Source organism: Oleiharenicola lentus, from assembly GCF_051660365.1.
Taxonomy (GTDB): domain Bacteria; phylum Verrucomicrobiota; class Verrucomicrobiia; order Opitutales; family Opitutaceae; genus Lacunisphaera; species Lacunisphaera lenta_A.
The window spans coordinates 364,531-385,723 of the sequence record NZ_JBOZXB010000001.1 but is presented as its reverse complement, the minus strand read 5'-3'; the positions used below and the strand labels follow the sequence as shown (position 1 = coordinate 385,723).

The 21,193-nt window shown below is 58.9% G+C and carries 19 protein-coding genes; 14 read left to right on the top strand and 5 right to left on the bottom strand.

Annotated features, from left to right (window positions below):
- The first annotated feature begins 3 nt into the window (after nt 1–3).
- Genes ACRRQW_RS01370 through ACRRQW_RS01360 form a run of 3 tightly spaced genes read left to right on the top strand, consistent with a single transcriptional unit; the run spans nt 4 to nt 2,772 of the window.
- Nucleotides 4–1,452, top strand: coding sequence for a cbb3-type cytochrome c oxidase subunit I (locus tag ACRRQW_RS01370; protein WP_438479452.1), 1,449 nt, complete (start codon nt 4–6; stop codon nt 1,450–1,452).
- Nucleotides 1,449–2,123 (top strand): cbb3-type cytochrome c oxidase subunit II, encoded by a 675-nt coding sequence (locus ACRRQW_RS01365; RefSeq protein WP_438479451.1) that lies wholly within the window; start codon nt 1,449–1,451, stop codon nt 2,121–2,123. Before ACRRQW_RS01370 ends, ACRRQW_RS01365 begins: the two co-directional genes overlap by 4 nt.
- A gap of 1 nt (nt 2,124) precedes the next feature.
- Nucleotides 2,125–2,772: a c-type cytochrome gene (locus ACRRQW_RS01360; RefSeq protein WP_438479450.1), complete on the top strand. Its 648-nt coding sequence runs from the start codon at nt 2,125–2,127 to the stop codon at nt 2,770–2,772.
- 82 nt (nt 2,773–2,854) lie between these two features.
- Here the strand turns inward: ACRRQW_RS01360 and ACRRQW_RS01355 are convergent, their stop codons facing one another.
- A complete protein-coding gene (locus ACRRQW_RS01355) occupies nt 2,855–3,547 on the bottom strand; it encodes a DUF4412 domain-containing protein (RefSeq protein ID WP_438479449.1) in 693 nt (230 codons plus the stop codon).
- 86 nt (nt 3,548–3,633) lie between these two features.
- On the opposite strand from ACRRQW_RS01355, the gene ACRRQW_RS01350 reads away from it, so the two are divergent.
- A complete protein-coding gene (locus tag ACRRQW_RS01350; protein ID WP_438479448.1) occupies nt 3,634–4,065 on the top strand; it encodes an acyl-CoA thioesterase in 432 nt (143 codons plus the stop codon).
- 2 nt (nt 4,066–4,067) lie between these two features.
- Here ACRRQW_RS01350 and ACRRQW_RS01345 read toward each other — a convergent pair whose 3' ends face one another.
- From ACRRQW_RS01345 to ACRRQW_RS01330, 4 genes are read right to left on the bottom strand one after another with little or no spacing between them, the layout of a single operon-like run.
- A complete protein-coding gene (locus tag ACRRQW_RS01345) occupies nt 4,068–5,837 on the bottom strand; it encodes an adenylate/guanylate cyclase domain-containing protein (RefSeq protein ID WP_438479447.1) in 1,770 nt (589 codons plus the stop codon).
- A 3-nt stretch (nt 5,838–5,840) separates the two neighbouring features.
- A complete protein-coding gene (locus tag ACRRQW_RS01340) occupies nt 5,841–6,485 on the bottom strand; it encodes a methylamine utilization protein (RefSeq protein ID WP_438479446.1) in 645 nt (214 codons plus the stop codon).
- Nucleotides 6,486–7,403, bottom strand: a complete 918-nt coding sequence (locus ACRRQW_RS01335) for a hypothetical protein (RefSeq protein WP_438479445.1) — start codon at nt 7,401–7,403, stop codon at nt 6,486–6,488.
- A complete protein-coding gene (locus ACRRQW_RS01330) occupies nt 7,400–8,035 on the bottom strand; it encodes an arylesterase (RefSeq protein ID WP_438479444.1) in 636 nt (211 codons plus the stop codon). The genes ACRRQW_RS01335 and ACRRQW_RS01330 overlap by 4 nt, the downstream gene beginning before the upstream one ends.
- A gap of 25 nt (nt 8,036–8,060) precedes the next feature.
- On the opposite strand from ACRRQW_RS01330, the gene ACRRQW_RS01325 reads away from it, so the two are divergent.
- The 10 genes from ACRRQW_RS01325 to ACRRQW_RS01280 all read left to right on the top strand — a co-directional run bounded on the left by ACRRQW_RS01325 (nt 8,061) and on the right by ACRRQW_RS01280 (nt 21,130).
- The gene (locus ACRRQW_RS01325) at nt 8,061–8,753 is read left to right on the top strand and encodes an ABC transporter ATP-binding protein (RefSeq protein WP_438479443.1); all 693 of its coding nucleotides are present in this window, start codon (nt 8,061–8,063) and stop codon (nt 8,751–8,753) included.
- Nucleotides 8,750–11,275, top strand: coding sequence for an ABC transporter permease (locus tag ACRRQW_RS01320; RefSeq protein ID WP_438479442.1), 2,526 nt, complete (start codon nt 8,750–8,752; stop codon nt 11,273–11,275). Before ACRRQW_RS01325 ends, ACRRQW_RS01320 begins: the two co-directional genes overlap by 4 nt.
- Entirely contained in the window at nt 11,272–11,724 is a 453-nt protein-coding gene (locus ACRRQW_RS01315; protein WP_438479440.1) for an FKBP-type peptidyl-prolyl cis-trans isomerase, read from the top strand. The genes ACRRQW_RS01320 and ACRRQW_RS01315 overlap by 4 nt, the downstream gene beginning before the upstream one ends.
- Before the next feature lie 16 nt (nt 11,725–11,740).
- Nucleotides 11,741–12,484 carry a polyphosphate--glucose phosphotransferase gene (ppgK, locus tag ACRRQW_RS01310; RefSeq protein ID WP_438479438.1) on the top strand — a complete coding sequence of 248 codons (744 nt, stop codon included), beginning with the start codon at nt 11,741–11,743 and terminating at the stop codon, nt 12,482–12,484.
- Nucleotides 12,485–12,834: 350 nt separating this feature from the next.
- A complete protein-coding gene (locus ACRRQW_RS01305; protein ID WP_438479436.1) occupies nt 12,835–14,214 on the top strand; it encodes an efflux RND transporter periplasmic adaptor subunit in 1,380 nt (459 codons plus the stop codon).
- Nucleotides 14,215–14,259: 45 nt separating this feature from the next.
- On the top strand, nt 14,260–15,000 hold the full coding sequence (locus ACRRQW_RS01300; protein ID WP_438479434.1) for an ABC transporter ATP-binding protein: 741 nt from the start codon (nt 14,260–14,262) through the stop codon (nt 14,998–15,000).
- Nucleotides 15,001–15,006: 6 nt separating this feature from the next.
- The gene (locus ACRRQW_RS01295) at nt 15,007–16,257 is read left to right on the top strand and encodes an ABC transporter permease (RefSeq protein WP_438479432.1); all 1,251 of its coding nucleotides are present in this window, start codon (nt 15,007–15,009) and stop codon (nt 16,255–16,257) included.
- A gap of 1 nt (nt 16,258) precedes the next feature.
- On the top strand, nt 16,259–17,500 hold the full coding sequence (locus ACRRQW_RS01290; protein ID WP_438479430.1) for an ABC transporter permease: 1,242 nt from the start codon (nt 16,259–16,261) through the stop codon (nt 17,498–17,500).
- 54 nt (nt 17,501–17,554) lie between these two features.
- Nucleotides 17,555–19,900, top strand: a complete 2,346-nt coding sequence (locus tag ACRRQW_RS01285) for a hypothetical protein (protein WP_438479428.1) — start codon at nt 17,555–17,557, stop codon at nt 19,898–19,900.
- 21 nt (nt 19,901–19,921) lie between these two features.
- On the top strand, nt 19,922–21,130 hold the full coding sequence (locus tag ACRRQW_RS01280) for a sulfatase-like hydrolase/transferase (RefSeq protein ID WP_438479426.1): 1,209 nt from the start codon (nt 19,922–19,924) through the stop codon (nt 21,128–21,130).
- Nucleotides 21,131–21,193: the final 63 nt, after the last annotated feature.

Sequence of the window (21,193 nt, the reverse complement as noted above, 5' to 3'; positions counted from 1 at the left end):
CTGATGAATTCATCTGTTCAAACCGCTCGCACGGAGCAAATCGAGATCGACGCGTCGGCCAAATGGCCGGTGCTCGCTTTCTTTGGCTCGGCGCTGCTCTGGCTGTTGGTCGGTGGAGCGATGCAACTCGCCGCCGCCATCCAGCTGCACACTCCCTCGTTCCTCGCCAACTGCGAATGGACGACCCACGGACGCCTCGCTCCCGCCGCGCAGAACGCGCTCGTCTACGGCTGGGGCATGAATGCGGCGTTTGCGTTCGGCCTCTGGCTCATGGCTCGTCTTTCCGCGACGACGCTTCGCCACGGTGGCTGGCTTTTTATTGCGGCGAAATTTTGGAATCTCGGTGTCACGCTCGGCTTGGTGGGCATTCTCGGTGGTTATTCGACTTCGTTCGAATTGCTGGAAATGCCGAGCTATGTGAGCCTGCTTCTGCTCGTGGCTTACGCGCTCATCGGCGTGTGGGCGATTACGACCTTCAGCATCCGTAACACGGAAAACGTTTACGCCTCCCAATGGTATTTGTTCGGCGCGGCGTTCTGGTTCCCGTGGCTCTACGCGGTGGCCCAGATCATGTTGTTCAAAGCGCCCGTGCGCGGTGCGCTTCAACCGATCGTAAACGCGTGGTATGTGCACGGGCTTTACAGCCTATGGTTCGTGCCGGTGGCGCTTGCGGCGATTTATTATTTCCTGCCGAAACTGCTCGGTAAACCTGTCGCCAACTACTACCTCGCGCCAATGGCGTTTTGGTGGCTCGTGGTGAGCTCGGCGTTCGCCGGCGGCAGCCGTCTCATCGGTGCTCCGGTGCCGGTGTGGATTCCGACCCTCGGCGTCGTCGCCAACATGGTGTCGCTCGTCGCCGTATTTGTGATTGGGCTGAATATCTTTGGCACGCTCTCCGGTCGTCTAGGTGAAGTTAAAAACAGCCTCACGCTGCGTTTCATTCTTCTGAGTGTCGTCGGTTTCTTCCTCGCTTTCATTTTCAACGTTGGCCTCGCGACGCGCGCTGTGGCGTCGGTCGCTCAGTTCACGGTGCTTGATGGATTGCGCGACTGGCTCGTGTTCTACGTCTGCTTCTCCAGCGCGATGTTTGGCGCCGCCTATTTCTTCCTGCCGCGTTTGACCAGCCGCGAATGGCGTTCGGGCGCGTTGGTGAAACTTCACTTCGGCGCCACTTTGGTGGGCGTGGTGTTGCTGACTGTGGGGCTGACTTACGCCGGCTTCAAGCAGGGCAGCCTCTTGAATGACCACGCCGTTGCCTTTGCTGACCTCAGCAAATCGATGAGCACTTGGTATGCTCTGCGTAGCGCGGTGTTCGGCCTGCTGCTGGTCGGCCACGGTGCGTTCTTCATCAACTTCCTCGGCCTCGCGTGCCCGGTTAATTCCAAGAAAACCGCGGTCGCCCAATTTAGAAATCCTCCCGCTCTCCAGAGCCCTGCGGAGGGTCACGCATGAAAAACGGACTAGCTCTTTTCCTCGGTGTTTTTGCCACCCTCGCGTTGTCGTGGGCCGGCCTGTTGCTCGCTGCGCATAAGCAGATTGGCAGCCTCAGCCAGTTTAAGGATCCAGCGGAAGAAACGCTTTATCCGCAACCGATGTCCGGCTTGGCCAATCAAGGCATGCTCGTCTATCAAGACCTCGGCTGCGTTGCCTGCCATACGCAGCAAGTGCGTCGTGAAGGCGTCGGCAGCGACCTTGAGCGTCAATGGGGCGTGCGAGGCGGTTATCCCCGCGACTACATCCGCGACCGCGCCGTGCTTATCGGCCAAAACCGCGTTGGCCCGGATCTTCGTAACGTCGGTGCCCGTCTGGGCGACTCGGCTAAACCCGAAGAATATGCCGATTGGTTCTATAAATTGCTTTATGCTCCGGAGTCGGTTTCTGCCGGCAGCGCGATGCCTGCTCACAAGTTCCTGTTCGATGTTCGCCCGCTCGCCGGCAGCCAGCCGTCCGCGCACGCGATCAAGTTGACCAGCAAATATGCGCCTGGGGCCGGTTACGAGGTGGTCCCGACGCAACGCGCCGTGGCACTCGTCGCTTATCTCCAAAGTTTGAAGGATACCTACGATTATCCCACCGAGCGCGGCTTGAACGCCCCTGCGGAAAAGAAGAAGGGAGCCCACTAAGATGAGCGCGACTCCAGAAAAAAATTCCCGCGTCGAGCAATCCGCTGCGAGCGACGACAGCATCCAGCAAGTCCATGCGCAGTTGCAGAAGACTAAGCCGGAAAAGAAAGACGGCTATTCGATGCTGCCGCTTGTGCTGCTCGGCTTGATTTGCACCGTGGTCTTCTTCGGCTCCGTTTACATGGTGCACTATTCGATTCGCTTCGATCCACTCGTGGTCAACGAAGTGGCTAAACGTGAAAAGCCCGGTGCTTCCAAAGGCGTGCAACTCACGCGCGCGCAGATGGGCAAACGTGTTTACGATCAGACCTGCTTTGCATGTCACGGCCCTGCTGGTTTGGGTCAGCCCGGGACGTATCCTCCGTTGGCCGGTTCTGAATGGGCGCAAGGCAGCGAAGAGCGCGTGATCCGCATCGTGCTCCACGGTTTGAGCGGTCCGCTCATGGTGGAGGGCAAAGAATATAACAACGTGATGGCTCCGCTCGGTGGCACTCTTAAGGACGAACAAATCGCCAACGTCATCTCTTATGTCCGTGCTTCGTGGGGCAATACTGCTTCAGAAGTCCAACCCGAGACGGTGGCGAAGGTTCGCGCTGAAACGGCCGATCGCAAATCTAACTGGACTGCGGCTGAGCTCGAAAAACTCTAACGCGCTGAGTTCTTCGGATTAATCTAAATAAAAAGGCCGGGCAAAACGCCCGGCCTTTTTATTGAAAGCGAAGAAGCGTGGCTCACTTGAACGGATTAAATCCGCCGAGATCGGGCATCTGGAATTTTTGAAAGCCGGCCGGAGGCTGGAAAAGCGCGGCAGAAAGAGCGCCTGGGGTGATCTTGGTAGCTTCCATTTTGAACGTCTCGTTGCTCTTCAAATCCCGGGTAATCACGCGAAGCGGAAAACCGCTTTTGCCTTTCAGCGCTTCTTCCCACTTGGCCGTGGCAGCAGGTTTTTTGCCGCCGAACGGATTGCCGCCGCTGCCGAGTCCGGCAAATGTGCCGAGACCTTCTGCGAGCCAGACTTCGGTGACTTGATTTTTGTCTTTCACCAATACCTGCTCGCATTTGTAGCCGAGAATTGTGTCGGTTTTGCCCGTGGCTTCGACTTGGACGTCGGTGTTGACTCCGCCGGCTTTGGCCGCCGTTTCCACGCCCTGTTTGAGCGGCATGACCATATACATTTTCTGATCCGGGATCAGCACGAGGATTTCTTGTTTGGTGGTATCGACGATGGACGCCATCGCGTGGCCTTCAGCAGCCATTTCCAAGCGCAGCTTGTCGCCTTTGATGGAGTAGCTGAGAGCTTGTGGCGCGCCTTTGGCTCCGGTGCTGATGGCCAGATCTACTTTGCCTTCAAAGGCAGAAGCAGCGCGCGTTTGAACAGAGGCGAGCAGAGCGCCCACCATGACGAGACGGGATAACAGGTTCATGCGCAGAGTGTGGCGCGGGTAAACTTCAATTCAAGCCGCGGTTGAACGGCATTGCCTCGGTTCCCCGGCTCGGAAAAAGTCCCGCCATGCCTTCACAGTTCAGCATGACGCGCACCATCGAATTCTGCGAAACGGATATGGCGGGCATCGCTCATTTCTCGAATTTTTTTCGCTGGATGGAGAGTTGCGAAACCGCGTTCTACCGCTCGCTGGGCGTGCCGTTGATTTCGTTGGTGCCGGGCGAAATCGTCGGTTGGCCTCGCGTGAATGCGAGCTGTGAATACCGTGCGCCGTTGCGCTTTAACGATGTCGTTGAGGTAAAGTTATTCGTGAAGAAAATCAGCAAGCGCTCCGTGTGCTATGTGTTTCAATTTTTTAAAGGCGCCCAACTGTGCGCGCAGGGTGAAATCTTCGCGGTGTGCGTGACTGCGAACGAAAAAGGCGTGATGCAGGCGCAACTGATTCCTGAATCCATGCGCTCGCAGCTGGAAGTAGCTGCGGAGTCGAATTGGGCGTGAACTTACAACAAGCCTGATTCCGCATTTTCGCGGATTTCCCACGGGCGCGGACTGACATCGACGGAGAAAATTTTAATCGGATCGGTTTTTCCTTTCACGGTCACTTGACCGAGCGGGCGAAGCGCGCTGCCGGCATCGCATTGCTGAGCGGTGAATTCGCTGACGATGACGTTGGTCGCGAAGCTCCGGTTTTTTGTGAGTGATTCGAGGCGGGCTGCGAGATTCACGCCGTCGCCCACCACCGTGTAATTAAGACGTGTTTGGGAACCCATATTGCCGGCGACGACGCGCGAGGTGTTGATGCCGATGCCGAATTCCAACGGCTTCCGGTGTTCGGCAATTAGCTCGAGGTTCATCGCGTGAATCGCATCGGCCATCTCGCGGGCAGCGGCTACGGCGCGATTGGCGGCGTCGGGCAGGGCGACCGGTGCACCGAACAGCGCCATGATGGCGTCGCCGATAAATTTATCGATTACGCCGCCGTGTTTTTCGATCACGGCGCTCATGCGATCCAGATAACGGTTGAGCAAAGTCAGCACCTCGGTCGGGGCCATGCGTTCGCTCAACGTGGTGAAATCGCGCAGGTCGCAAAACATCACGGTGACTTCGCGCTCTTCACCTCCGAGGGTAACTTCGGATTGCAGGAGCTTCGTGGCGATTTCCGGCGAAACGACTTTCCCCAATAAATCGCGCACGCGATCGCGGTCGGCGAGCCCATCGGTCATTTGATTAAATGCGACGGCGAGTTGCCCGAGTTCATCCTGACGTGCGAGTTGGAGGTGCCGGCTGTAATCTCCTGCGGCCACAGAATTGGCATGGCGGGCGAGTTGGCGCAGCGGGCTGCTGACGCTGTGGGAAATGATGAGTGCTGCGATGGTGGCGGCGAGCAGTGCGGCGGTTGAAATTGCCAGGATCGCTTCTTCGAGTTCCTTGGCTTGCGTGAGTTCAGCGCTGAGTGGGCGCTGAAGTGCAACGACGATCGATCGATCCTGCGCTAACACCAAAGGTTCGAACAGGGTGACGTAATCGTCGTCGCCGAGATCGATAATTTGAGTGGCGGCGCTGGAGCGCTTGATAGCCTGTTGGGCGATTTTTTCCGCGTGAGCGCTATCCAAAGTGGTCGAGAGCACGCGGGCGGGTTCACCTTTGGTGTCCGACATGAAAGTGACGTCGGTGAGCGTCGCTTTTTTGAGTGACTGGGCGAAATCATCTCCGATGGGATAAGCAATGCCGAACCACGCGGCGACATTGGGAAATGGTGCATACACCGGCACGACCACAAGCACATGGAGCCGACCGCCGAGGTAGGCGAACTCGCGCTTTTGATCGAGTTCCTGCGCGCTGGCTTCGCGGATCATCGCGATGAACGGGGCAAGATCTGCGGCTTTCAGCGAATCGTCTGTTCGGGCCAGGGGAGTTTCATCGATGGCAAAGAGCGTGAGGGTTCGCGATTGCACGCGATCAGCATAACTATCGAGGTTCGATCGTAAAGTCGGCTCATCGGGCGGATCCTGCATGAGCAGACGCCGGATAGCGTAGTCTCCGCTCATGGCTTCAGCCGCGCCGGTCAGGTAAACGATACGTTGTTCGAGGGTGTCGCGGAAAATGCGGGCCGCGAGCTCGAGGTTTTGGTTGATGTGCGTGACCGCGTTTTGCTCGTTCTCCCGCGAGATCAGGACATAAACCGTCACCTGCACCACGGCGATGAGGCCCGCCAGCAACAGAATCAGTTTACTCCCTAATCTGCGGAATCGAAACGGGGGCCAGCGCATGGCTTAGCGATAACCGCCGGATTTTGCGTCGAGCCCGCGCCGGATGCGGCGATCAGGTTTCAGGGTGAGGGTGTAATCTTTGGATTTGGTGCCGCCGTCAGTGAGCAGCGTCTCCTCGGTAATATTTTTCGCGAGGCGTGGATGAATGATTTCCACGCGGTAGATGCCGGCTGGAGCTTTCACGGACACGCTTCCGGTTTCATCGCTCTTGGCGAAATAGGGTGTGGGCACGACGATCAGGTAGGCGATCATCCAGTCGTGGATATTGCATCCGAGCGTCACAGTGCCGGAGACGTCGAACATGAACGATTCGGTCTGGCCCGGATTGTAGAGCGGCAACTCGAATTTCTTGGGCTTGGAGAGTGAGTAAACGTGGTGCTGCACGCTGTCGTTATTCGGGAAAGCGACCTTCGCACCTTCCTGCACCACGGTCACATAGGTGGTGAACTCTTGGTCGCGCTGCGCGATCGCGGAGTCCTTGGGCGCGAGCAAAGGCGCGGTCTGCCCCACGGGAATAAGCGCCACGACGACGTCAGAAACGGGGTCACCTTTAGTGGTTTTGAAATTCCCCGTAAAGACCTGAGCGCGCGCGGAGAGGACTGCGATGAGCGTCACCGCCGCGACCGCCGTGATGGAGCAAAAATTCATTTAGAACCGGTGAGCCAGTCCGAAGCCCCACGTGCGTTGCAGGTAGCGAACGTTGACAATGTTGGTCGCGTAGGCGCTGCTGAGATTAAGGTTCACGGAAGTGTTTTCAGAGAACGAATGCGTGAGCGCGACTGACCAGAGGTCGACGTCAGCTTCAACGATGTAAGACACCCAACCCGGCCCGAAAGCGTTGGTGGTTTCCGAAGGCGTCGTGTTGTAATACGCCGCGATTGCCGGCCCGAGGAAACCGGCTTGCGCGCGGCCCCACACCGTTGCACCAGCCGTGGCGACAATCTTGCCGGAGAGTTGGCCGGCGCTGCCGCTTAAGCGCCACTTGTCGGTGATGTCCCACGCCGCATCGATCGATAAGGTGCGTTGCTGGGTGTCGAACACGCCGCCTTGCGCGTAGTGGTCGAGCCATTCCGCGGTCGCGCCGACGCGAACGGAGGGAATGATGCGTTTGGAAAGATTCACGCTGCCCGTGAGCGTGCCGCCGTCGTTGGAATTGATGCGGGCGTCCTTGTAAACGTAGGACGTGTTGAAGCTCAGCACGGGGGCGAGCGCGCCGAGGCCAAACTTGCGTTGCAGACCGCCGCGCATGCCGATGGTGAAATACGCGTTACGATCGAATTCGGGAATCGTGTAGTAACCGGCGTCCGCGCCGTAAGTGAGCAGCCAATTGCGAGAAATCTGACGCGACGCCCCCGCGGTGACGTTGGCGTCGTATTGCATGCTCTCGCGCATATCGAGCGGGTTCGAGGAGCGGCTCAAGTTCTCCACCCATCCGCCGGAGGCATTGGCGGACACGGTGATGTTGTCGAGAAACCCAGCGGCTCCACTTGGCGCGGCATGCGCGAGTGAAAAGCCGAGAGCGGCGGCCAGCGTTACAAGTGAAGTTTTGCGGAAGGCAGTAATCATTTCAGGAGTGGTTGCAGGGTCACCCACACCGTTGCTGCAACGAGCTTGTGGCCCTCAGCTGTTGGGTGAATCCCGTCGGCCTGATTCAGGTTGGGGACGCCGCCGACGCCTTCAAGCAGGAAGGGGATTAAAGCCAAATTGTTTCTTTTGGCTAATTGGGGATAAATTTCTGCGAATGCCTTGGTGTGGGCTTCGCCGAAATTTGTGGGGAGTTGCATGCCGGCCAAGACCACTGCTACGCGCGGATACTTGGTGCGGATGCGGTCGATCATGGCTTGCAGGTTGGAGCGCGAGGCCTCGGGAGATATTCCCCGCAAGCCGTCGTTGGCGCCGAGTTCGATGACGAACATGTCCACGGGCTGCCTTAAAATCCAATCCAGCCGCCGCAACCCGCCCGCTGTGGTTTCGCCGCTAAGGCCGGCGTTGACGACCCGCCAGGGCTGGCCGCCCGCGGCGTCGATTTTTTTCTGGATGAGGGCGGGGAAGGCGTCGTCGGGATCAAGCCCGTAGCCGGCAGTCAGACTATCGCCAAAGAACACGATCGTCTTGGGAGCATCCGCCGCATGCACGGCGAGCGTTACAAAAATCGCCAAAAATATCGCAATGAAGCGGTTGGCTTGCGGTTGGCTCACGTTTGCATCCATGTGTTCGCCGCCAATGAGTGTTCAATCCATCCTAAAAGTCGAGCGCCTCACCAAAACTTACCCCACGGCCGCAGGTGCGCTGACGGTCCTTCACGAAGTCTCGTTTGAAATCCCCGCCGGCGGCACGTGCGCCATCGTCGGTCCGTCCGGCAGCGGCAAGACCACGCTCCTCGGACTCTGCGCCGGCCTCGACCAACCGTCAACGGGCACGGTGGTGCTCGCCGGCCGTGAAATCGGCAGCCTTTCAGAAGACCAGCGTGCGCTTGTGCGCAACGAGTCAGTCGGCTTTGTGTTTCAGAATTTCCAACTCATCCCGACGCTCACCGCGCTCGAAAATGTGCTGGTGCCGCTCGAACTGCGCGGCGCGAAAGTGGACGAGAAAGAAGCCTCTGAACTTTTGGCGCGGGTCGGCTTGGGTTCACGACTCGATCATTACGCGACGCAACTTTCCGGCGGCGAACAACAGCGCGTGGCGCTGGCGCGCGCGTTCATCAATCGTCCGCGGATTCTTTTCTGTGATGAGCCCACCGGAAACCTTGATGGCGATACCGCGCACGCGATGGTGGATCTCATTTTCGGCCTTAACCGCGAACGCGGCACCACACTCGTGCTCGTGACACACGACTTGGAACTCGCCCGCCGCACGCAGCGCATCATCCGCCTCCGTAGCGGCTCCGTTATCTCCGACGAAACGACCGGCGTATGAGCTTCATCTTAAAAATGGCGTGGCGCGACACGCGCGCGAGCCGTCGTCGGTTGTTGTTATTTTCCCTCGCGATCGTGCTCGGCGTAGCTGCGCTTGTCGCGGTCGGTTCGCTGCGCGACAACCTCACACTCGCGATCGAAGAGCAGACGAAGACGTTGCTGGGTGCGGATCTCACGGTGACATCCCGCGCGAAACTCGACGGCGATGCGGAAAAATTTATCCGCGAACTCGGCGGGGAACAGGCGCGCGAAATTTCCTTCAACTCGATGCTCGTCGTGCCGCAAACCGGCTACACGCGGCTCGTGCAAGTGCGCGCGCTCGCAGGAGAATTTCCGTTTTACGGCGAATTCGCCACCACGCCCGCCGATGCGCGCGGACAGTTGCGCCAAGGACTGAATATTATTCTCGAGCAGAGTTTGCTCGTGCAGTTCGCGCTGAAGCCCGGTGACAAAGTGAAGCTCGGCAACGCCGAGTTCACGGTTGCAGGCGGGCTCACTGCAGTGCCCGGAGAATCGGCCGCCGTCGCCACGCTTGCGCCACGGGCTTTTATTCCGCTCGCGGCGGTGAGCGACACGGGATTGTTGCAAGCGGGCAGCCTCGCGCGCCATCGGGTGTATTTTAAATTCGCGCCGAACTTCGACGTGGAAGCGCTGGTGCGCGATTTGCGGGCACGGTTTCGCGAGCTGCGACTTGGCTTCGACACGGTCGAAGAGCGCAAACGCGAACTCGGCCAGTCGATCCGCAATGTAAACGCGTTTCTCAGCCTCGTGGGATTTGCGTCGTTGTTTCTCGGTGCGATTGGCGTAGCGAGCGCGATCCATGCGCACATCCGGCAAAAACTGCCGACGGTGGCGCTGCTGCGCTGCCTAGGTGCTTCGTCGCGCACGGCCTTTTCGATTTATCTCCTGCAAGGACTCGGGCTCGGTGTGCTGGGGGCGAGCTTGGGCGCGATTGTCGGCATCGGCGTGCAACTCGTGCTCCCGAGTTTGTTGAAAGATTTTTTGCCGTTCGCGTTCGAGTTTCATGTCGCGTGGGGCGCGCTCGCGCGCGGGCTCGGTGCAGGCCTCGTCGTGAGCGTGCTGTTTGCGCTGCTGCCGTTGCTGGAAGTGCGCCGCGTGTCGCCGTTGCTCGCGTTGCGCTCGGCTTACGCGGATGCGGGCAAGGGCCGCGATTGGTGGCAGCTCGCGCTGCTCGGGGTGATTGTGCTCATGGTATTCGCGTTTGCGATCTGGCAGACGGAGCGCTGGCAATGGGGCGTCGGCTTCGGCGTGGCGATGCTCGTCGGTTTTGCCGTGCTCGCGGGGCTGGCAAAAATTATTTCATGGCTCGCGAAGAAATTTACGCCGCGCGCGCTCCCGTTCGCGTGGCGGCAGGGCGTAGCGAATCTGCACCGGCCGAATAACCGCACACTGTTGCTGCTGGTTTCGCTCGGCATGGGCACGTTCCTGATGATGACGCTTTTCCTTTCGCGCAGCACGCTGCTCGGGCAGTTGAAAGTCGTCGCCGGGGGCGATCGTCCGAACCTGATGTTGTTCGATATTCAGGACGACCAAGTCGCGCCGATCGAAAAACTTCTGGCCGACAACGGCGCGCCCGTGCGCCAGCACGCCGCGATTATCACGATGCGCGTGTCGTCGATCAAGGGCCGCGCGGTGGCCGATATTTTAAAGGAAAAAGATTCGCGCGTGCCGGCGTGGACGTTGCGCCGTGAGTATCGCTCGACGTATCGCGGCGCGCTGAGCGACACGGAAAAAGTAACTGCGGGCGCCTTCGTCGGGCGGGTCGATGCGAGCGTGGAATTCGCGCCCATTTCCCTCGAAGAAAATCTCGCCCGCGACCTCCAAGTCACGGTGGGCGATGAAATTATTTTCGATGTGCAAGGCGTGCCCGTGAAAACCAAAGTCGGCAGCCTGCGCGCCGTCGATTGGCAGCGGATGCAGCCGAATTTCTTCGTGGTGTTTCCCGAAGGCGTGCTCGATGGCGCGCCGAAATTTCACGTGATGGCGTTGCGCGTTTCCGGGCCGGAGCAATCGGCAACCATCCAGCAAGCGGTCGTGCGCGGGCATCCCAACGTCTCCGCCATCGATCTCGCCGTGATCATGCAGACGATCGACAGCGTGTATTCAAAGGCGTCGTTCGTCGTGGAATTTCTCGCGCTCTTCACGGTGGTCACCGGCGGCATCGTGCTCGCGGGCGCGGTGCTGATTGGGCGCTCGCAACGCGTGCGCGAGAGCGTGTTATTGCGCACCCTCGGCGCGACCAAGGCGCAGGTGAACCGCATCATGTTTGCCGAGTATCTTGCGCTTGGCACGCTGGGCGCGGCGGTCGGTGCAGTGCTCGCGGTCGGAGCGAATTGGGCGCTGGCTTACTTTGTGTTTAAAGTCGTGTGGGTGGCGCCCTCCGGCTTGGTGTTGCTCGGGGGCTGGGCGGTGGTGAGCGCGATGACGGTGACGACAGGATTGCTTTCCAATCGCGGCATTTGCGACCATCCGCCTCTGGCCGTTTTGCGCCAGGAAACATGAGCCGCTTACACGTCAGTTTTCATTACACGTTAAAAGACGCCGACGGGCGGATGCTGGACACGTCGCGCGGTGGCGAGCCGGCAGGGTTCGTCGAAGCCGTAGGGCAAGTGATCGAAGGCCTCGAAGCGGCTTTGCTGCAAATGAAGCCAGGCGAACAGCGTTCCATCGTGGTTCCGCCGGAGCACGGTTATGGCGATCCTGATCCCGCGATGGTGCAAAAAGTCCCGCGTGCGCATTTGCCGGTGGACGACATCAAAGCCGGCGACCAATTCCAAACCGGCGCGGATCGGCAGGCCCCCGTCGTGACCGTGTTGGCGATCGAGGGGGATGAAGTGTTGCTCGACGCGAATCATCCGCTGGCGGGGCGCACGTTGTATTTTGACATCGAGTGTGTCACCAAACGTCCGGCCACGCGCGAGGAGTTGCAACGCGCGGCGGACTCGCAGTAATTTTCAACCTTTCCCCATGAACGTTCTCGGCATCGATATCGGCGGGTCGGCTTTCAAAGGCGCGCCCGTGGACACCAAAACCGGCAAACTCCTCGCGGAGCGCCATCGCGTCGAAATCGATGCGCCGTGCCCGACCGCGCAAGGTCTCGCCGCCGCGAAAGCGATCGCGAAGCACTTTGATTGGAAAGGGCCGATCGGCATCGGGTTTCCCGGCATCATTCTCGGGGACAAAATCGACGCGGTCGGCAATCTCGGCACGAACTGGGAAAAGACGAACGGCGCGGCGATTTTCCGCAAAGCGACGGGTTGCAAAGTCGGCCTGAGCAACGATGCCGACGCCGCCGGGCTGGCTGAAATGCGTTTTGGCGCCGGCAAAGGCCACCAAGGTTCGGTGTTGATGCTGACGTTTGGCACCGGCATCGGGTCAGCGTTGTTTTATCGCGGTCAATTGCTGCCGAACATCGAGTTTGGCCACATTCCCTGGCACCGCAGCCAGCCGATTGAAAAATACGCGTCAGCGGCGGTGCGTCAGCGTCGCAATCTGTCATGGGAAGAGTGGGTGGTCCGCGTGAACGTGTTTCTCAAGGTCGCGGAACGCCTCTGTTCGCCGGAATTGATCATTGTCGGCGGCGGCGTGAGCAAAAAAGCCGACAAATGGCTGCAATTTATCGAGGCCAAGGCGAAAGTCGTGCCCGCCAAGATGAACAACGACGCTGGAATCGTCGGCGCGGCGCTGGCTTGGGAAAACTCAGCGCGTTAAAAGCGGGTAAGGGCGCCACTCATCCGGGTGGTTTATCCGTTTGTCCAAACTGACTGCAACTTTCGGCCAGAAGCGTGTGTTCTGAGCCCATGTCCCGCACACTCTTTCAGAACCGCCGCTTCGCCTGCGTTGCGCGGCGATTGGTCGCTGAAAATCCCAATTTCATCGCTCTGTCGTTTCCCCCGGCCCGCAACACGGCTTCGCTGCGCATGTTCGTAGTTATCAGTTGTGTTGCAGAGGGGTCCATCGGGGCCCCTCTGTGTTTTTCCGGGGACGATCTCCGCGCCGCAGCGTAAAGCGCTGGCCAACCCTCACTGTTTTTCCTCAATCTGACTGAACACCTGATCACCATGTCCGCTCCTACGAACCCTACGCTCCGCCAGCCCGCCCCCGCCAAGAAGAAGTCGAAACGCACACTCATCGTCGTGCTCATCACGCTCGTCGTGCTGATCGTGGTCGTCGTCGCAGTCGGCGCGTCCAAGAACAAAGAAACCGGCATCCCCGTGACCGTCGAAAAAGCTGTGGTGAAAACCATCACGCACGTCGTGACCGCGACCGGCAAAGTTCAGCCGGAAGTTGAAGTTAAAATTTCTCCTGAAGTCGCCGGCGAGCTCACCCAAATTCCCGTCATCGAAGGCCAGACAGTTAAGAAAGGTGATTTGCTCGTGAGCATTAAACCCGACTTCTACCAAGCCCAGTTGGAGCAACAGGAAGCCGCGCTCGCTTCATCGCAAGCCGCCAGCGTCCTCAGCCAAGCTCGCCTCACGAAGGCCGAGCACGACTTCAAGCAATCCCAGGAACTCTACGGTAAGAAACTGGTTTCGGACACGGACTTTACGGCCGCCAAAACCAACCTCGATGTCGCCAAAGCCGATTTTGATTCCTCACGCGCGCAGATTCGCCGCACCGAAGGCTCGCTCACGCAAGCCCGTGACTCGCTCTCCAAGACCACCATCTACTCGCCGATCGACGGCAGCATCAGCTCGCTCACCAGCGAAGTCGGCGAGCGCGTCGTCGGCACCAACCAATTTGCCGGCACCGAAATCATGCGCATCGCCGATCTCGATAGCATGGAAGTCCGCGTGAAGGTGAACGAAAACGACATCATCAACGTCAAAGTCGGCGACAACGCCATCGTGACGGTCGACGCTTTCCCGGGCCGCAAACTCACCGGCAAGGTGCATGAGATTTCCAGTTCCGCGCTCACTGCCGGCTCTTCATCCGGTGCTGCCGCCGCAATCGCTTCGGTCTCGGACGAAGTCACGAACTTCCTCGTGAAAATCAGCATCAAGGATCGCGCCATCAAACTTCGCCCGGGCATGAGCGCCACGGTGGATATTGAAACGCAGACGGTTGAAAACGTCATCGCCGTGCCGATCCAAAGTGTCACGGTCCGCGCCGCCGGCGGCAAAACCGCCGAGGAAATCCAGGCCGCCAAAGCCAAGGAAGCGAAAGAGCGCTCCGGCAACGATCTCGAAGTCACCAACGAACGCGACGACGCCCGCCGTAATCGCGACGCACTGCAACGCGTGGTCTTCGTGAAGAGCGGCGACACCGTTAAAGCGCACAAAGTCGAGACCGGCATTGCCGACAACAGCTCCATCGAAGTGAAATCCGGCATCAAAGCGGGCGATGAAGTTGTCTCCGGCAGCTATGCCGCCATCAGCCGCCGCCTCAAAGACGGCAGCAAGGTGATGATCGAGAAACCCAAGAAAGAAGAAGCCAAGTAACCATGTTGCGAGCCGCCCACCGCGCGTTCCTCCATCACTGACAACATGAGTTCCTCACCCGTTTCCTCCACGCCGCTCCCGCGCGAATACCGCGAGCCCGGCCCGGTCGTCATCGAAATCGAAGACGTCACCAAGCTCTACCGCATGGGCCACGAGACCGTGCACGCCTTGCGCGGCGTTGCGCTCACCGTGCGTCGCAACGAATACCTCGCGATCATGGGCCCGTCCGGCAGCGGCAAGTCCACGCTCATGAACATGCTGGGCTGTCTCGATACGCCCACGGCGGGTAAATATCAGTTCACCGGCAAGGACGTCTCCAGCATGAGCGACGACGAACTCGCTGACATCCGTAACACCGAGATCGGTTTCGTCTTCCAAAGTTTCAACCTGCTCCCGCGTTCCGACGCATTGCACAACGTCGAGTTGCCACTGATTTATGCCGGCTACTCGCCGTCGGAGCGAAAAGCGCGCGCCCGGCAAACCCTCGAAAACGTCGGTCTCGGCGATCGCGTGCATCACAAACCGAACGAACTTTCCGGCGGCCAGCGCCAACGCGTCGCCATCGCGCGCGCCTTGGTAAACAATCCGTCGATCATCCTCGCGGACGAGCCGACCGGCGCGCTCGATTCCAGAACCGGCGTCGAAATCATGGCGCTGCTCGAAAAACTCTACGAACAGGGCAACACGATCATCGTCGTCACCCACGAAGAAGACATTGCCCGCCACGCCCGCCGGATCGTCCGTCTCCGCGACGGCTTGATCGAATCAGACGCCCGCCAAGAGTAATTTCCCATGCGCCGTTTTTATAACGAGTTTGTTGAATCGTTCCGCATCGCGCTCTCGCAGATTCGGGCGAACAAAATGCGTTCCATCCTGACGGCGCTTGGCGTGATCATCGGTATTGTCGCAGTCACCCTGATGGGCACCGCGATTCGTGGCATCGATACCGGTTTTCAAAACAGCCTTTCGATGCTCGGTGATGATGTCGTTTACGTGCAAAAATGGCCGTGGATGGACGTCGAGGATTGGTGGAATTACGCGAACCGGCCCAACGTCAAACCGCAGGATGCGGAGAAATTAAATCGTATCATCAACGAAACCCCAAACAGCTTGCTGGATGTCGCGGTGCCGGTGGTCGCGCGGAGCACGTCGGTGAAACGCGGCGATGCCAAACTCAGCGCAGTGTTCACGATTGGCACCAATGGCGATTACGCACGCATCACGGCCGCTGAATATCGCGAAGGCCGTTTGTTCAACGACACCGAAGCCAACTCCGGCCGCGAAGTGTGCGTGCTCGGATACGACGTTGCTGAAGCGCTTTTCCCCAACGCCTCACCGCTCGACCAGACGGTGATGATCGGCAATCACCCGTTCCTCGTCATCGGCGTGTTCGCCAAGCAGGGTGAATTTCTCGGCATGTTTAGTTTCGATAACCAAACGATCATCCCGCTGCTGGCGTTTCAGAAATATTTCGGCACGCGCCGCGGCGCGGAACTGCGGGTGAAAATCGTCGACAAAAATCGGGTGAACGACGCCAAGGAGGAACTCGTGGGCGCCATGCGTCGCGTGCGCGGACAGCTGCCGGGCGAACGCGATAATTTTTCGCTCAACGAACAACAGGCATTCAAAGCACAACTCGAGCCCGTCAAAGCGGGCATCGCGTTCGCCGGTCTGTTTATCACGGGCCTGTCACTTTTCGTCGGCGCGATCGGTATCATGAACATCACCTTCGTGAGCGTAAAAGAGCGCACCAAGGAAATCGGCACCCGCAAAGCGCTCGGCGCGCGGCGTCGCAGCATCCTGATGCAATTCCTCATTGAAGCCGTTTCGATCTGTTTGATCGGTGGCACGGTGGGCATGGTCGTCTCGTTCGGCTTGTTTACCATCGTCAGCAAACTCGCCCCAAGTTTTCCGGCGCAGTTTTCACCCGACCTCGTGTTGGTGAGCATGACGGTTTCTGTCGTCACGGGGATTGTGTCTGGTTTCGCGCCGGCGTGGGGTGCCTCGCGTTTGGATCCGGTGGTCGCGTTGCGTTACGAATAACATGAAATTTATCGAAATTCTCCGCATGGCGTTTGGTTCACTGAGCGTGAACAAACTGCGCTCGTTCCTCACGATGTCGGGCATCACCATTGGCGTGTTCTCCGTTATCGGTGTGATGACGGCCGTGTCGGCGCTGCGTAATTCCATCGAGACGGGCATCAGTTTTCTAGGGACAAATATGTTCCAACTCGCGAAGTATCCTGTGAACGGCGGCGGCGAGGGCCCGCAACGTCGGCGCATCGAAATGCGTCGTGACATCACGTTGGATCAAGCGATGCGTTTCCAGCGTTTGATGGAAGGATACTCGGACGTGATCTGCCTGAAGACTTTCAACCGCAACGGTGCGGTGCAGGCCGTCTACAATGGTCGCAAGACAACTCCGAATCTCACGTTTGGCGGTTCGAACGAACACTTCCTTGCGGCCAATCAGCACACGATTGATGTCGGTCGTAACTTCACGCCCGACGATGTCGACCTCGCGCGTCCGGTCGCGATTATCGGCCAGGAAATTGTCCAAAAACTTTTTCTTTCGGAAAATCCGCTGGGCAAAATCATCAAGGTCAAAGATCGCACCTACACGGTCATCGGGGTGTTTGCCGCGAAGGGCAGCCAGTTCGGCCAAAGTCAGGATGACATCGTGATCGTGCCGATTACGCGGTTCTTAAATGATTACGGCAGTGAGCGCGTGAGCATCAACATCGCCACGCAAGCCGCGAGCCAGCTCGTTTACAACGATACGATGGAGAAAGCGATCACCGCGATGCGCATTGTGCGCGGCCTCGATCCTGAGGAAGAAAACGATTTCGAACTTTATTCCAACGACTCGCTCATTTCAGCCTTCGCGAAAGTCGCGGACATCATTGCCGCTGGTTCTTTTGTGATCAGTGGCATCGCGTTGCTCGCCGCCGGCGTGGGCATCATGAACATCATGCTCGTGAGTGTGACCGAGCGCACGAAGGAGATTGGCATTCGCAAATCGATCGGTGCGCGCAAAAAGAATATTCTTACCCAGTTCCTTATCGAAGCGGTCGCCATTTCGCTCGCCGGCGGCGTGATGGGAATTGTGCTGGGCGTCGCAGGTGGCAACGGACTTGCATTGATGATGAAAGCCTCGCTCATCTTCCCGTGGAATTGGGCGGCGATCGGGCTGATTGTCTGTTCCGGCATCGGTGTTGGTTTCGGTTTCTATCCGGCGTGGAAAGCGTCGTCGCTCGACCCGATTGAAGCGCTGCGATTTGAGTAAAAACAGCTGATTGCGGTTGCCCGAGGTGGGGTCGTCGCGCTTGATGGCGCACCCGTGAAAGTTAAGTTTAAATTCAACCGCGCGCTGAGTCGCGGAGTTCTGCCCGCTGGCGATCGGCGTCTTTGGTTGGGCTTGCGCTCGATCGCGCTGAGAATCGAGCTGCGTTCGACCAACGTCTGGAATTTCGAAGTGTTTTACCGTCGCCTGATGCTGGTGATGGCCGGAACTGTTTTGGTGCTCTGGCTCGGTGCGGCGACCGCGTTGCATTACTGGCTCGACCGCGCGCCGCATAATCAAGTGGGCTGGCTGGACCTCGCGGCGCCTTGGCGCTGGTCGAAGTTACCCGCGAAGCGCGGCGATACCGCCATCATGGCGGCGAAAGATGATTTCGCGAAAAAGGACTACGCGACCGCGTTCTTCAACTTGCGCGCCGGCGTGGCGCGTTCACCGGGGAATGCGGAAGGGCGATTGATGCTGGCTCGGATTCAAGCGTCAGGTGATCCGGTGCAGAGCATCAAGTTATTGGAGGATGGCCTGCCTTACTCCTACAATGACGAGCAATTTTTGAGCGGCCTGTTTGCGCTGTATAGCAGCCAGCTCATTGTCGAGCCGGCCTTAGTGACTGCGGATGAATTGCTGCAGGGAAAATACGGCGAACTTTCCGCCGACTCGCGCTACCTGCTTACACGCGTGCGGGTGACTCTTCTGTTGCAACTGGCACGTTACAACGAGGCCGAGCAGGCGCTCTCCATGATTGTTGCCACCACAGCGGAGCAACAATCGGTGACGCTGGCGCTGCGCATCGAAGTGCTGTTACGCGCGGGGAAAGTTGAAGAAGCCCAGCAACTCGATGAACAACGCGCGAGCAACCTGCCGATGCATCTCCGGCAGTCAGTCGATATTGCGGTCGCGAGAGGCAGTGATGAAGCCGTGCAAAGGGCGTTGCGGCAGTTGAAGGCGGCTTCGCCGATCGAACCGCCCGTTTACTTGTTCGCTTTCCAAGCGTGGCATCGGATGAAACGGATTTCCTTACGTGAAAATGCCGAGACGGAATACTACCGGCTGTTCGGGCGCGATGACGCCGCAGTGCAGGCTATCGCCGCGTTGGCGGTAAATTTGGAACTCGCAGAAGTCGTCGTGCGCGCGCAACGCGTGGCGATTTCGGCTCGACTGAGTCCTTTCGCGTTCAGGGTTCATCAGACGGAACTCGCGTTGCGCGCGGGTGATTTGCAGCAGGCAGTGCGTTCCCTGAACGAGTGGGAGAACGATGTCGAAACGCTTAAAAATGTGCAGCGTTTCTATCCCGAATTTATCAAGCGGCTCACCCGTGCGGTGTTCTCTGGAACGCAGGATCAAGCGACTTACCTGGTCAGTCACCTTTCGGCGAATCGCGGGCAGGCGACACTGCCGGTTTACAATTTAGCCGTTACAACGCTGATGAAGGCTGGGAATTTTGCCGGTGCCCAGCAAGTCTTGCAGAACTCACTCGCGCTATTCCCCCGCAGCCTGCCATTGCTCACCGCACGTGCGACGCTCGATGAAAAACAAGTCGAGAATGCGAAAATTGTGGCCGCCGCAGCCGCCGAAAAGGCTGTCGCGCCTGCGTCGCAGTTGATCCCTGCGACGGGTGAAGAAGCGATTTCGCAACTCGCCGATCTGCTGAAGTCCGACCAACTCGTCGCGGCTCGTGATTTATTGCGCAACATCCGTGCGCAAAAACCTGCGTGGCAGGCGTCGGTGGTCAGCGCCTTGGACGCAACGGAAGTCGAATTGGCGTTGCTCACGTTGGATCAACTGGCGAGTCGCGGTTTGATCCGTTCTTACCTGGATAAATACCGCTCGGATGACGATGTGAGCCGGTTGGTCCCGGTGGTCGCACGCCTCTCCGCGCTAAAACGCACGGCGGATGCGCGGTTGCTTTATGAAGAATTGTCCTCGGCGAAAAATTCTTCCGCGCGTTTGCAGCAAGCGTTGCGCGACTTGAATCTAGGCGACGATCTTGCCGCCATCGTGGCTAGTCAGACGAAAACCCTCGATTCGCTCGATGGGTGGATCGTCGCGCAGGAGTGGGCGCAGGCGGAGCGTCTCCTGAAATATCTGCGCGAGAAGCAGGCTCCAGAATGGCTGGCGGGCGCGGCCCATCTGGTAAAAATGCGCGAGGTGCAAGTGCGCCTTGGTTTGGGCCAACGCCCCGCAGCTTTGGCTGCGTTCAGGGATTTGGTCCTCAAAAACGGCGTGCCTCGTAGCACCGCGTTTGCCCTCGTGCGCACAGAGATCGCTCACGGTGATCACGACACCGCGAAATTCTTAGCACGCGAAGTGGTGCGTTTGTTGCCGGACGATCAGGCGGCGAGCAAGCTGCTTAAGGAAACGGAAGTGCCGGAACCGACCGCTCGATGAGCCAGCAGCGTTATTGAACGCATGGCCAAGCCAAACATCCTTTGGATTGTGACCACGCAGTGGCGCGCGGCGGCCACTGGGTTCGCGGGCGATGCCAACGCGCGAACGCCGTGGCTCGACGGCCTCGCGAGTGAGTCGGTGCATTACTCCCAAGCAGTCACGCCGCATCCGCTGGGGCCGCAAGCGAGAGCGGCGTTATTGACGGGGAAGCTTGGTCCCGACAACGGCGTGAGCGATTACTGGGACGCATTGCCGGTGAATGCGCGCACAATCGCGCACGCGTTGAATGATCGCGGCTACGCGACGGCCTTTTTCGGGAAATGGCACCTGGCCGAACGCGATCGCAACGCGCCTCTGGTCGGCGATGTTCATGCCAGGATGATCGTGCCGCCGGAGCGGCGCGGAGGATTTGTTTTTTGGGAGGGATTCGATAGTGGATTTCTGCTGAACGATCCGTGGTTGCACGGCACGCGGTTGCCGGAGCCGAAACAGTTCAAAGGTTATCAAGCGGATGTGTTGCTTCAGCGCGCGACGGAGTGGTTGAAGCATCCGCATGCGCAGCCGACTTTTTGCGTGGTGAGCCTGGAGGCGCCACATCCACCTTACCATGCGCCGACGCCGAACGTCTCTGAAATGGAACCGTCTGAGGTGAAATTACGGCCGAATGTGCCGAAGGGCGGCGACGTGGAGAATAAGGGGCGGGAGGAACTGGCGGGTTATTATGCGCACATCGAGGCGACGGATCGGGCGATTGGAAAATTGCTGGCGACGATTGATACGAAAGCGACGACCGTGGTATTTACGTCGGTGCATGGCGACATGCATGGATCGCACGGATTGTTTCGCAAAGCATGGCCCTACGAGGAATCGGTGCGCGTGCCCTTGTTGATTAAGCGGCCTGCGACTGCGCCGGGTGTCGATGCGAGCCCAGTTTCGTTGCACGATTTGCCGCACATGACGCTGGCGTGGGCCGAAGGGCGCGAGTGGCATTGCAAGCGCGACAGCGCACCCATTTCGATGCCGAGCGCGACGGCAATCCCGCTGCAGTGTCCGCACGCATGGCGTGGATTCCGGACGCCGAAACATAAATTCGTGCTACGCGCGGACGCGGCAGGCGTGGAGCAACCGTGGCTTTATTTCGATCTCGAACGCGATCCGTTGGAAATGAAAAACCTCGCCGGTGATCCAGCGAGGCGAGAGGAAATCGAGGCGCTGCGTTTGGTGACGTAAGGCGCAAATTTTTGGTGGGGAAATCAGGGAACCAGAAACGAACTCAACCCGAGTGGTTCATTT

Coding starts and splice junctions, on each gene's coding strand:
- ACRRQW_RS01365 (WP_438479451.1), top strand. CDS start 1,449: ATGAAAAACGGACTAGCTCTTTTCCTCGGTGTTTTTGCCACCCTCGCG.
- ACRRQW_RS01305 (WP_438479436.1), top strand. CDS start 12,835: ATGTCCGCTCCTACGAACCCTACGCTCCGCCAGCCCGCCCCCGCCAAG.
- ACRRQW_RS01340 (WP_438479446.1), bottom strand. CDS start 6,485: ATGAATTTTTGCTCCATCACGGCGGTCGCGGCGGTGACGCTCATCGCA.
- ACRRQW_RS01315 (WP_438479440.1), top strand. CDS start 11,272: ATGAGCCGCTTACACGTCAGTTTTCATTACACGTTAAAAGACGCCGAC.
- ACRRQW_RS01325 (WP_438479443.1), top strand. CDS start 8,061: ATGAGTGTTCAATCCATCCTAAAAGTCGAGCGCCTCACCAAAACTTAC.
- ACRRQW_RS01295 (WP_438479432.1), top strand. CDS start 15,007: ATGCGCCGTTTTTATAACGAGTTTGTTGAATCGTTCCGCATCGCGCTC.
- ACRRQW_RS01290 (WP_438479430.1), top strand. CDS start 16,259: ATGAAATTTATCGAAATTCTCCGCATGGCGTTTGGTTCACTGAGCGTG.
- ACRRQW_RS01300 (WP_438479434.1), top strand. CDS start 14,260: ATGAGTTCCTCACCCGTTTCCTCCACGCCGCTCCCGCGCGAATACCGC.
- ACRRQW_RS01345 (WP_438479447.1), bottom strand. CDS start 5,837: ATGCGCTGGCCCCCGTTTCGATTCCGCAGATTAGGGAGTAAACTGATT.
- ACRRQW_RS01370 (WP_438479452.1), top strand. CDS start 4: ATGAATTCATCTGTTCAAACCGCTCGCACGGAGCAAATCGAGATCGAC.
- ACRRQW_RS01335 (WP_438479445.1), bottom strand. CDS start 7,403: ATGATTACTGCCTTCCGCAAAACTTCACTTGTAACGCTGGCCGCCGCT.
- ACRRQW_RS01280 (WP_438479426.1), top strand. CDS start 19,922: ATGGCCAAGCCAAACATCCTTTGGATTGTGACCACGCAGTGGCGCGCG.
- ACRRQW_RS01350 (WP_438479448.1), top strand. CDS start 3,634: ATGCCTTCACAGTTCAGCATGACGCGCACCATCGAATTCTGCGAAACG.
- ACRRQW_RS01320 (WP_438479442.1), top strand. CDS start 8,750: ATGAGCTTCATCTTAAAAATGGCGTGGCGCGACACGCGCGCGAGCCGT.
- ACRRQW_RS01355 (WP_438479449.1), bottom strand. CDS start 3,547: ATGAACCTGTTATCCCGTCTCGTCATGGTGGGCGCTCTGCTCGCCTCT.
- ppgK (WP_438479438.1), top strand. CDS start 11,741: ATGAACGTTCTCGGCATCGATATCGGCGGGTCGGCTTTCAAAGGCGCG.
- ACRRQW_RS01360 (WP_438479450.1), top strand. CDS start 2,125: ATGAGCGCGACTCCAGAAAAAAATTCCCGCGTCGAGCAATCCGCTGCG.